Source organism: Novosphingobium organovorum (genome assembly GCF_022832435.1).
Classification (GTDB): domain Bacteria; phylum Pseudomonadota; class Alphaproteobacteria; order Sphingomonadales; family Sphingomonadaceae; genus Novosphingobium; species Novosphingobium organovorum.
In genome coordinates this window covers 1-11,613 of the sequence record NZ_JALHLF010000113.1, presented here as the reverse complement: position 1 = coordinate 11,613, position 11,613 = coordinate 1, and the positions used below count along the sequence as shown (strand labels likewise).

At 54.9% G+C, this 11,613-nt stretch carries 8 protein-coding genes and 1 pseudogene; 7 read left to right on the top strand and 2 right to left on the bottom strand.

All coding sequences use genetic code 11. The features are described from left to right. Positions 1-247 precede the first annotated feature (247 nt). The gene (locus tag MTR62_RS17925; RefSeq protein WP_244023497.1) at positions 248-3,718 is read right to left on the bottom strand and encodes a DEAD/DEAH box helicase; all 3,471 of its coding nucleotides are present in this window, start codon (positions 3,716-3,718) and stop codon (positions 248-250) included. 212 nt (positions 3,719-3,930) lie between these two features. Here MTR62_RS17925 and MTR62_RS17920 point away from each other — a divergent pair, with 212 nt between their 5' ends. From MTR62_RS17920 to MTR62_RS17910, 3 genes are read left to right on the top strand one after another with little or no spacing between them, the layout of a single operon-like run. Next, positions 3,931-4,311 (top strand): hypothetical protein, encoded by a 381-nt coding sequence (locus MTR62_RS17920; protein ID WP_244023495.1) that lies wholly within the window; start codon positions 3,931-3,933, stop codon positions 4,309-4,311. Then, complete coding sequence (locus MTR62_RS17915; protein WP_327194429.1) at positions 4,308-5,273, top strand: MvdC/MvdD family ATP grasp protein; 966 nt, start codon at positions 4,308-4,310, stop codon at positions 5,271-5,273. Before MTR62_RS17920 ends, MTR62_RS17915 begins: the two co-directional genes overlap by 4 nt. Next, positions 5,270-6,172, top strand: coding sequence for a DUF2157 domain-containing protein (locus MTR62_RS17910; RefSeq protein ID WP_244023491.1), 903 nt, complete (start codon positions 5,270-5,272; stop codon positions 6,170-6,172). Before MTR62_RS17915 ends, MTR62_RS17910 begins: the two co-directional genes overlap by 4 nt. 132 nt (positions 6,173-6,304) lie before the next feature. Here the strand turns inward: MTR62_RS17910 and MTR62_RS17905 are convergent, their stop codons facing one another. Continuing rightward, positions 6,305-7,057 (bottom strand): hypothetical protein, encoded by a 753-nt coding sequence (locus MTR62_RS17905; protein WP_244023489.1) that lies wholly within the window; start codon positions 7,055-7,057, stop codon positions 6,305-6,307. Positions 7,058-7,183: 126 nt separating this feature from the next. On the opposite strand from MTR62_RS17905, the pseudogene MTR62_RS17900 reads away from it, so the two are divergent. The 4 genes and pseudogenes from MTR62_RS17900 to MTR62_RS17885 all read left to right on the top strand — a co-directional run. Then, positions 7,184-7,517 (top strand): annotated as a pseudogene (locus MTR62_RS17900) (transposase); the annotation flags it as partial. A 237-nt stretch (positions 7,518-7,754) separates the two neighbouring features. Next, on the top strand, positions 7,755-8,660 hold the full coding sequence (locus tag MTR62_RS17895; protein ID WP_244023487.1) for a toll/interleukin-1 receptor domain-containing protein: 906 nt from the start codon (positions 7,755-7,757) through the stop codon (positions 8,658-8,660). A 520-nt stretch (positions 8,661-9,180) separates the two neighbouring features. Continuing rightward, the gene (locus MTR62_RS17890) at positions 9,181-10,128 is read left to right on the top strand and encodes a retron St85 family effector protein (protein ID WP_244023485.1); all 948 of its coding nucleotides are present in this window, start codon (positions 9,181-9,183) and stop codon (positions 10,126-10,128) included. Next, positions 10,125-11,072, top strand: a complete 948-nt coding sequence (locus MTR62_RS17885; protein WP_244023483.1) for a retron St85 family RNA-directed DNA polymerase — start codon at positions 10,125-10,127, stop codon at positions 11,070-11,072. The genes MTR62_RS17890 and MTR62_RS17885 overlap by 4 nt, the downstream gene beginning before the upstream one ends. Positions 11,073-11,613 lie beyond the last annotated feature (541 nt).

Genomic DNA, 11,613 nt, shown 5'->3' with positions numbered 1-11,613 from the left:
CTTCACGCTCTCACCTCGCAACGCGACCGAGGCCGGACGCTTACAGTAAAAGCCAAGTATCGTCGCTATTGCCACATTATTGATCCAATGCGCACATTGCATAAAGATAAGTCATAATATGGGAAATTCGCTCGCGTTTACACAATTACCGTTGGACTTGAATCAGTACCATAAGTCTCGCGCCTCAAAGCGATAATTGCGAGGCCATCCAACGAGGCTTCAGTTAAATTCTGGATAGTTTAAAGAGCTAGGCGGCGCCATCCGGAAGGTATCGGTCAAGCACGGCAAATGCGCCTGCGGATTTCCAGAGCTGCCGATTTCCAATGACATATAGCGACACCTTCGCGCGGGTGACGGCGACATTGACAAGGTTGGGTCTGCCTCCGGCCCAGGCGCGCGCGCCGTTTTGCGAAGACATTTGAGCGCCAAGCACGAAAAAGACGATCTCGGCTTCGCGGCCCTGTACCGTGTGAACCGTGCCAACATGCTCCCAGACCCAGGCGTTTGGATTTTCCACCCACCCATCCAATACGCGGCTTTTGAGGATTTCCTGGCGCAGATTGTCCTGAACAATCACAAACGGCGTTACCACATACAGGTCAGGTTTCGCCCCGCCATACTTTAGCCTGTTCAATCCATCGATCAGGACAACTGCCTCATCAGCGCACCACTTATCTGGTCCTGGCTTGCCCTGAACATCAATCCACTTGGATGGGCCGAGGATCGCGTTTTCAGGAGAGGCCTTCTTCGCCTGGACCATTAGGTTCGCATACGCGATCTCGTTGGAGATATCGAACATCGGGCTGTTGCAGCGCCTATGCACCAGAAGAGGCGCGCCAACGTCCCGGTGACCACTGCCGATCGGAAAGCGCGCGCAATACAGGCTGGCGCTATCGGCAACTGTCTGCACTGAGGCTTCCGGCGCATTGTACTTGAGTGGATCAATGCCAAAGAAGCCGCAGACCTCTTCCGTCAGGCTGTTCGGGAGTGTGACCACGGGTTCAATCTGGAGCGGGTCACCGACAACGACTGAGCGTTTGGTGCGCAGCATAGCCCCAACAGCGGCCTGCGGCAGAGCCTGACCGGCTTCGTCCACCAGCAACCAGCCAAGAGATTCCGGGCCAAGGCGTGAGAACATCCTGTTGACCGAAGCAAATGTCGTGGAAACGACCGGCACGACCAGAAAGAACGACGCCCAAAGATCAGTGATCAGCGCGTCTTTTTGTGGTGTGCCGAGAGACCGGGTGCCAAATGACTCCACGAAGATGGATAGGTTTTGCCGCAGCGGATCAGCCGCCCCGTCAATAAAGGCGCGATGCAGATGAATGGCGGCCTCAAAGACATCATCTCGCAGGATGCTCGCAGCCTTATCAAACCAGACACTGGCCGTTTGAATATCATCATGAGCGCGAGAGAAGAACGTGGTATCTGGTACAGCGATGCTCAAACCACTTCGCGCTCGTTCCGTCCGGACTTCAAGCTGGTCTTTCTCCACCTCCAACGTCTCGATCTTCTGAGCCAACTGTCGGAGCAAATTCTGTTTCGCAGTCAGCTCACCATTAAGTGAATTGACGCTCGCTTGGCGAGAAGCCTGAGCACGCGCGGCTTCTGCTGCCTTGTTCTCCAAGGTGCGAAATGCGCTCGACCAATCTTTGAACCGGCGCGTCAGGAAAAGGCGTGCCAGTAAACCAGGCCGAACGGCGAAATGGGTATCCTTCTTCTTCAGCCGTTCTGCAGCCTTGGTCTCTGCCGCGTGAAGGTCTGTCTGGGCATCTGACAGTCTGGATTGAAGGGCTTCGGCTTCGAGCTGAACTTCTGGCAGGCTTGATCGGAGGTCGTTGATTTCGGTCGTGACTGCCACCAGGCGCACCAACGCAACGTGAAGTGTTTGCAGCGCCGCTTGGTTCTCCCTCGACGATTTCAGCACTTCCAGAAAACTGGTGCGGGCGGTTTCCCAACGCGCAGCAGCTTCTCTGGCATTGGCAGGCGGGCGTTCCCGATCAACGATTTCCCGATTTCGCCGGATCGGTGGTCCGTTCTCCTGCCGCTCCGAAACCACCTGCGGGATGCCGCTGGCATGATTGAGATAAGTGGAAAGGCCGTTTTCATCATCGCGCCAGAAGCTTTGCGAAAACACATAGCGGTTGCTGGAATTTCCGAGGACGGCAGCGATAGCGCCCCAGGTTTTGCGTTCCAGCACATTGTCGGAAATCGTTTTGAAGTAGCGCAATTGTGGCGCGTCGGTGGCGATAGCATCGAGAGCCGGGAGTTCGGCGCTGACATTTTCAACGGCTTTGTTGTTGGACGATGTCACGACCATTTCGAAGCCTTTGAGCTTCTCGTCGAGCTTATGAAGCGTGATCTTCGCGCCGTTTCTCTGAAGGCTCTGCGATGTAGCAGCGAAGGCGTCCGCTGGGTTCTTATAGCTGCACATCACCGAGGCGCGCTCTATGATCCGCGCGGCAACGACATCCCGCAAAAGGGTAGTTTTTCCTGTTCCCGGCGGACCATTCACCGCAAGGATACCGGTTTCCATCAAACTCGGTGCGGTCGCGTTAACGGCAGCTTGTTGCAACAATGCCAATGGGAAACGCCCATTGCCCGGCCATCTGCCAAGTGGAGTCAATGCGGGCTGAAGAAGATTCTGCAATCCAGCATCCTCGCGCAGAAGGTCGGTTTTGTGTGGCGGTTTGTCCACCGCCAGATAGTGACGTAGCGCGTGTGGAAGGGTGCCATTTTTCGCATAGATGCGCGCCGTTGCCAGGTCTTCCAGAAAGAACGAATTGAGTAGGCCGGGTTCGGGCGGGGTCTTGCTGGCGAAGAACTCATAGCGCCGCAGCGCAAAATAGGGAGGTTTCACCTCCAACGCGTTCAGGCTCATCGTATCGACAAGAAACTCGAAAAGCTCTGCGATATGCCGCTTTGTCAGCGGGAGAATTTCATCCTTGCGATCACGGCGGATGAGAATTTTGCGAAACGCGTTCTTGAGGCTGGTTTCTTGATGGGGCCATTCCGCCAACGCTTTCAGATCACCCTTGAGTGCGATCGGTACACCCCAGGCGAAGCTGGAGATAGCGAAGCTATTTTCCTCTTCGAGAGGGCGGCCTTCCTTATCGAGCAGGATGCTGGCAATTGGGCAAAACCCTCTCATACTCGGCTTGTCTGGGCGCTTGTCGGCATACACCTTCAGCAGGCTTTCGACCGCTGGACCGAGGGCGACTGCTCCTAATATCAATTCATAATAAAGCCTTTTCTTGGGGCGTGAGCGTTCGCCCAGTTCCCACGGCAAATCATGTTTTTCAAAGCGGGCGATTCGAGATTTGTCGCCCGCGACGAGATCTGTTTCGCGCCGAAACCCTTGCGGAGACAACACTTCCAGTGCGGTCCAAGCGCGCAGGATATTTTGAGCGTTGTTTGTTAAAGGCGGTTTGGGACCAGCTTTGGCCATCGGACGAATTGGTTCTACCACCTCAACAGGTTTGTGTTGGCGCGGGGGCATGCCATCCGCTTTGGTAGCCTGGCGGGCCTGTGGTGGCGGAGTGTCTCCTGAGGTATCATTGGCCCCCAGAATCTTTTCCTTCAGCGCAATGGCGCGTTGCGTGTTCCGGAACTCCAACTCATGTAACAATCGGTGCAGCGTCGCGCGATCTTTCCGGCCATCCTCGAAGGCGACTTCCAGTTCGGATATGGATTTATCGAAGTAAGGTCTGGTCGTCATCAATCCTTGCCTTGTCCCGGTGTCACGCGCTCCGAGCGTGCAATACCTATATTGTTCTTTTTAGGTTATCCAAGTCACATAGCCGGCAGGGGGTGCGCGCTGGCGGCTGGGACGGGGTGCTTCACGGCGGTGGCTACTTTTTCGTAGAAACACTTCCTCTGGGACTCAATTCTCCCTAAATGTTCCCAATTGACGACACTGCCACTGGATCGATGCTGATGACCGTTCATTCTCCGATTGCGTCCGCCGACCCATTCTTGCTTCGCTTCGCCACGCCAAGGTCCGCCGACGCCGAGATGCCGGGACGCTATTCGCCCGAACTGGGGGTCTGGGTTCTGGATGACGAATGCGGTGTTGTGCCGATCATCGAGGTCGCGGGTGGCGCGTTGGTCGTGACACAGAGCAAGACCATGACGCAGGTTGAGGTGGACGACGACGATCCGTCGCGCTTCGGGGCACTGGAAACGAGCACCAGGACGCGCGTCCGGCAGGAAGTGGACGATGAGGACGCGTCTCTATGCCTGCCCGAGTTGCAGACAAAGACCGAGGTCCAGCAGGAGCGGGACGACGAAGCGGTAGCGCCATACTGGTGAGCGCGCGTTCCGAACTGATACTTGTCGTAACCAATAAGCGCGACGTGACGACCGACTACGTCGTCATGGAGTTGCGTCGACGCGGCCTGCGCTTCATCCGCTTAAATACCGAGGACTTGCCGCAGCACGAGATCGCAATGGTCAATGGCGACCCTTCGAACCTCACGCTAATCGGTCCGTGCGGCAATCTTTCTCTCGCGGATGTGACAGGCGCCTACTATCGTCGGCCGGGCAATATCGAGGTGGATGGAAGTGATGCCGTCGCCGAGTACGTCGTGGCGGAATGGTCGGCGATAATCAGGAGCCTCTGGAACGCACTCGAGGGGCGGTGGCTGAACTCGCCGTTCTCTATCCTGCGCGCCGAAGACAAGCCGAGGCAGCTCGCCGCCGCCCGGCGTGTTGGGCTCCAGATCCCTAGAACGCTCGTCACGAATGCGTTCGGGCATGCCCGCGCCTTCCTCGCGGAAGGGCCGATGGTCGCGAAGCCCCTCCGGCATGCCCTGATTAACGACGGCGCGATCGGCAGTGTCATCTTCACCAGTCGAGTGGATGCGCTTGATGCGGCCGACGCCGACAGTTTTCGGCGTGCACCGATGATCCTACAGCGTGAGATTTCGAAGCAGTCCGACATCCGATTGCTCGTGGTGGACGACCGGGCCTTCGCGACCCGCATATTGTCGCAAGCCTATGACGAGACGCAAGTGGACTGGAGGAAAGGCGTTCGCAGAGATCTCGATCACGAGCTCATGGAGCTGCCGACTGACGTGGCTGCGGCCTGCATCTCGGTCACACGCGACCTCGGCTTGCGGTTTGCCGCGATCGACCTTGTTGAAGATCCGGATGGCCGATTCTGGTTTCTGGAGGCCAACCCGAACGGGCAGTGGGCCTGGATCGAGCAGCGGACGGGGGCCCCGGTGACGGCCGCCATCGTCGATGCCCTTTGCGCAGGCTCACCAACATGAATTGGCATTCGTTTGCCAGTGCGATCTTTCCATATATCGAGCCGCTTACTCCCGCACAGAAGATCGATGAAGCGCAACGGCTTCGGCGGGATCGGGCTGCAATTCGGGCGGCAGTCTGGAACTCGAATGAGGAACGCGCGCTCGATGAGGCGCAGAAAGTGGCAGCAGCCGAGATGGAGAGGGTCCGCACCGCTGAGGGCAAGGCGACAACCTACCTCGCGGTGCTGGCTGCTCTGGTTCCGGTCATCATCACGCTGCAGGCGGCCAATTGGGAGAAGAAGGCGGGGCCGGCACCGGACGCGGCGCGACTGTTCGTGCTTACGCTGGCGACGGTATACGTGGCTGGAGCCGGGTTCAATGCCTTCAAGACACTGCAGGTCCGGGGTTTTCAGAAGGTCGGGGAATCCGAGATCGCCGCCGCCTGGCGGACCCCAAATCCCCTTCGCAAGCTGACCCGCGGTACGCTGCTGGCGACACGCAACTCCCGGGACGTGGTCAACGAGAAGGTCTCACGTATCCTCGTCACGCACGAGCATCTGCTCCGTGCGTTCGGGATATTCATCCTGCTCCTGCTGCTCGATCCGCTGTTTTACGCGATGGGCTTTCGCAATGTCGCGCAGGAGCCGCCCTCCCCGAAGGTCATCGTGATCCAGAAGTCGGCGACTGGCTTCCCGTCCAAACTGAAATGCACGATCACTCTGCCTGAGGGGGCGTCCAGTCGGCAGATCACTCGTACTGTGATCTCGGAGGCGCGGCCACGCCGACCGGTCAAGCCACGAACGGATCGTAGGCGTGCTGCGCCGTCGTCGACGCAGTTATGTCCCCAGTCCGCGCCTACCGGAACCACTCCTGCCCTTCAGATCGCACCTGCGTCTCAGGACGGAGCAATAGGCCCGTGACCCTGCTGACGGCGCTGATCATCGGACAATGCCAGTCGATGATCTGGGTCGGCATGGATGATGTCTCCCGAGATGTGGCAAGCAGTTTGGATTGAGCAATGCGCTCCGCAGGAGCGACGTAGGCAGCCAACGTTACTCCGGAGGATCAGCAGGGCTCGCTTTGAGAGGTTGAAAGGCTGGTATTGGACCTTCGAGAAAGCCCCGCGTCACCTCATCGAAGCGTTGCGCGACATTGCGAGCGAACGCATCATAATCGGAGAGCAATCGGCACATTTCTTGCGCAAAAAGGTCCAGTTCCTCAGTCTTCACCTTGATATAGTTTCCAACCTCCGGCGACAAATGCATGCGAGTGGTCGAAACCCCCGTCGCGGTGTCCCTCGTGGTTTGACCAAGGCGCGCCATCTCAAAATGGAGATCGGTCTTGAGTTTGGCAAAGGTGTCAAGGCTGGCAAGGCACGCCGCATAGCGCCGCGAAAGCAGCAGAAGGTCATCCACGTAATCAGCTCGGCTCGCACCGATATAAACGGCCAATTCCTCGGCAGAAAATTCGATGGAATGTTCGCGCTCAATGCCCGCGAATGGTGAAAGTCGCTGATAAAGCGGCATATGACCGTTGCCGTCGCTATCGGCCTTCGCAACCATCTCTAAGGTCTGTTTCTGGAAGCTCCCTAGGGAGTTCGCGATCGCATGAAGTTTCACAAATACCTGATGCGCCGCGCGCTTATCTTGGTCCGCGCGCGCGGCCCTATCTCGCGCGAGCACTTCATTTGCTGCGAGCTTCGCTAGTCGGCTGGAAGCGAAATAGCTGGCCCCGGCACCCACGACCGCGCCGCCGATGCCAGAGACCAGCGGTATAACGACATCCTTGACCCATTCCATACTCATGCCAAGTATTTCTCTTGCAAGGCTAAACCATATGTCGATGATAGCGCCTTGACCCTGTCCCGGAAATTGCCTCCAGCGAGGATGAGAGAAATCTGGCAAAATCGAAGCTGACAATAGCTGGAGGTTTTGCATGAAGAAGTCGAATTTACAGGGGAGCAGATCGCGTTTGCGTTGCGCCAGGCCGAGGTTGGCACACCGGTGGCTGAGGTGTGCCGCAAGATGTGCGTGTCAGAGGCGACCTTCTACCGCTGGAAGCAGTTGTACGGCGGCTTGAGACCATCTGAGCTGCGCAAGATGCGCCAGCTCGAAGAAGAGAACCAAAAGCTGAAACAGCTCGTGGCGGACCTGTCGCTGGATAAGGCCATGTTTCAGGAAGTTCTGGCAAAAAAGTGTAGCACCTGGCCGGCTCTGCGAGATCGTCAGTTGGGTGCGGGATCGCTATCGGGTGAGTGAGCCGCGCAGCAGTTGGTTGAGATTAATCTTTCCGCTTCGACAATCAGCATCTGCTCTTCCAGTGCTATTACCGCAATGAATCTGAGTTTTGAGCGACGCCGAACGGTAGGGGTGCCGCATTTATTAGCAGGTTTCAATTTTTAGCGACAAAGCATGGAGGTTATGCGCGACAAAGCAATGATTTGATTTAATTAGTGAAAAAATTATCGATCCTATAGATAGATAAGCTACGGAAGCGCCGCCAATGTCACTGACTACTGATCGCTCGACTGTCTCTCGTATCCAAAAAGACATAAATGATCTTCAGCGAAAGCAGGCTGAAGAAATGAAGAAGGTCGCTACAGCTACCAAGAAAATGAATGCGGCCATGGCATCGGCCAGCAGAGCCAGCAGTCCGTCGTCCGCAAAGACTTATCTCGGAACTGCGGAGCGCGAAGCTAAAAATATAGACTCTGCTCAGGAGAAGTCGGCTCGTTACGGAGCCGACATCGCAAAAAAGATGTCTGATCTCAGTCAGGCACAGCAACGCGTGCTCAAGGGCGAGGAGCAGGAGCGTAAAAAGACGGGCGACCTCTACGAGAAGCAGCGCAAAGCTGATGAGGCCGCCCTAAAGCGCCTTGCCGACGATAACCGCGCTTTGTCCAAGGATATTGCTAGCCTTCGGACGCAAATGACGGCTGCCATCGAAGCGCAAGCATCAAGAACACGACCCTTCGTGGTGGAGAATGGTGAGGGTCGAGAGTCGCCTTATGACTTCTTCATTTCACACGCTTGGAAAGACAAGGAAGACTTCGTCAACGGATTGGTGTCTGCTGCAAAAGATGCCGGACTTGATGTATGGGATGATCAGAGTGCCATCTCTTGGGGTGACTCGATTCGGCAGAAGATAGATGATGGGCTACGCCGCGCTTTCTTTGGCGTGGTTGTATTGTCGCCCAGCTTCTTTGAGCGGCCCTGGACCCAGTATGAGTTGGATGGCATCGTTCAGCGAGATCTCTCGGGAGCCGGACGCCTCCTGCCCATTTGGCACCGCCTCACGCAAGATGATGTTGCCACGAAGGCTCCTTCGCTAGCGGGGCGCCTCGCTCTGCCCACCTCGACGTATTTATTCTACGGCTCAGATCGTGGACGAACTGCTAGCGATGCGTGACCGATTTAAAGCCGTAGCAAGGTAGCACCGGATGTCCGCGTCGTTTCCACACGCAGCACTCAACCGCTTTGCGCTTGGGCATGCACACCTGAATGGTCCTGCTTTCGCCACGAGGCGAATGGTTTTGACGCCGGAATAGAGAATTTAAAACTGAGTGTATGCCAGCGGTCGAATTGCGTCGACTGGACGAACGGCAGCTTTTTGCTCGATCTCGGCAAAAAATGGCCTGTCCGCCCCTGACGTGACCCCACAAGTGTCGACGGCCTTCGCCCGAACTGTAGATTTCCACTAGGATGTGACGCGATCGAGAATTGACCCAACCGGGAATGCTGCTAGCGTTGAAAAGCTTACGCGAAATGGCTGTGAAACAGCTGGTCTGGTGCTTCGCCGGATCTCAAATGATTGGTAACTTTTAGGTGCTCCGAACGGGCGATGGTTTCGACCGCCTTACGGACGCTCCGCTCGGTCGAAACCATCGCCCGTTCGGAGCTTAGGTAAGCAATACGGCAATGCGACACGGATGCTGGCAGAATTCATAGATAAACTCAGTTCTGGCAGCGTCCGTGTCTACCCGCCGACTAAGCGGGTTTTACTTTGCGGCGGCAATGTTTCAAAAGTCATCGAACCAGAGTATGAAACAGTCATGAAATCCCTAAGGGACTCATGTCTTAGGTCCAGATTCAGTGAGAATATAAAAGATTTCCCGAAGTTCGAATTTCTTCAGATCGAAGAAATTCATGAATTTTTCAACAAAGACTGCCCATACTTTGACCTCCTCGAATTTGAAAAAGACATGGCCCAAATCTGCGAGCTTGTCTTATTGATCACAGAGGGGGCTGGAAGCTTCGTAGAACTAGGCAGCTTTTCAATCATAGATGAAATCAAAGAAAAGCTTCTCCTTGTAATAAGGAGAAAGTTCGTGGGCGCGGAGAGCTATATTGCACGCGGCCCAGTCGCGGCATTGCGAAAGGCCCACCCCAATTCGGTAGCGGTCCTTTCGGACGCAGTAGTGGGCATTGAGGGTGAAAATTTTTCTAAAATCGACCCATATAAATTTGGCAACTTCCTAAGATCACCGCTCGACGTAAGAATAAAAGAATCGGCAGAGCGCACAACGCTTGATGTTTCAAAATTCAACCATGCCTGTAAATTTTACGCAGGCATACTTAGGGAGTTCTACGCCCTTAATGATGATGAGTTGATTCAATTGATGGAGTGCTTCGGATTTAAATTTGACACCTTTTCGTTTGAAAAAGTGGTTTTTTGTTCATCAATTCTCAAATGGACGGGAACCACATCAGCCGGGTTCGACAGATTGCATTTCGCGCGCCCCGAGAATGAAGCAACTCAATTTGGGTTTGCCGATGGCTGGAAGGACAAGTCGAGGCGCCGCCAAATCCTTCGAGCGCATTGGGAAGAAGTCGATCCGCATCGCATTGCAGCCGTGGATGAGGAATTGAAGTCGTGACAAGTCCCTTAGTCGAACTACTCATTCGCGAGCTACGGATAAGCGAAAGGGAGGTTTTGCACCTTATAGCGACAGCACCCGAACGATACAAAGTTTACACCATCCCTAAGAGGAATGGTGGTCGTCGCGAAATTGCGCACCCAGCCAAGGAGCTAAAAGTAGCTCAAAGAGCAGTAGTGAATTCATACTTGAATAATCTTCCTATCCATGATGCTGCAATGGCGTATAAAATCGGAAGATCAATAAAGGACAATGCCGCCTACCATGCAGGTAGCGGATCAATTCTTAAGTATGATTTTGTTGAATTTTTTCCATCTATTACAGAATTTGCTTGGATTGCGTATTGTGACCGTCACGCCGTGATGGATCGAGCTGATGCAATTCGATCCGGTAGAATTTTATTTCGCCGTCCTAAAGGCGGAAGAATACTTCGCCTTTCGATTGGCGCTCCATCCTCGCCGATTCTCAGCAACATATTAATGCATGATTTCGACGAAGAGGTTACTCAGTTAGTTGCCGAGCATAAGATAAAATACACAAGATATGCCGACGATCTAACTTTCTCGGCCGAAAGAACCGGATACCTCACTGCTGTGGACAAGATTCTACGGGGCGTGATCGCGCGCTCAAAAGCCCCAAAATTAAAAATAAATGACAGCAAGACGGTACTCGCTACACCAAAGGTTCACCGCCAAGTCACTGGACTGATCCTTACCCTTGATGGAAAAGTATCGATTGGAAAAAATAAAAAGAGGGAAATAAGGGTGAAGCTTGATTATTTTCGAAAGGGCTTGCTGGGAGAGAGAGAGGTAGCCCCTTTAGCGGGGTATATGTCGTATATTTGGGATGTTGAGAGAGATTTTTACATCAAAATGCAAAGGCATTATGGAGAGGAAGTCTTGGCCAGGCTGCAGAAGCAGGGCCAGCATAAGATTTCCCCTTGATAATGCCCTTCTTCGAGCAGAGGGATAAGCAGCGATGATCCACAGATTATCGGTCTGAGTTCGTGGCCGAAGAGACAAAGCTCGGCTTACGGTGGATGATAACTCGTAAGCCAATGTCCCAGAATGTCTTACCGGCCGAAATTTAACGGACTGCTACCGGCGGCTTGATGATGGGCATTGCTCCGTAATCCGCTTCCCGCTCACGAATGCCGGGGTGGCGCAACTTCGCGCTCATTCGACCGTCATTGTCCACCCTCAATCATTGCCCTGAGCTGCGCCACANGCCGAAATTTAACGGACTGCTACCGGCGGCTTGATGATGGGCATTGCTCCGTAATCCGCTTCCCGCTCACGAATGCCGGGGTGGCGCAACTTCGCGCTCATTCGACCGTCATTGTCCACCCTCAATCATTGCCCTGAGCTGCGCCACAGGAATGACGGTAATGCTCCCGATCTTGACCACCTCGATGGTGCCGTCGGCGATCAGCTCATAGAGCTGGGCACCTCCATTTACCTCTCGCCAAGTGCGCCTTGAGATGAT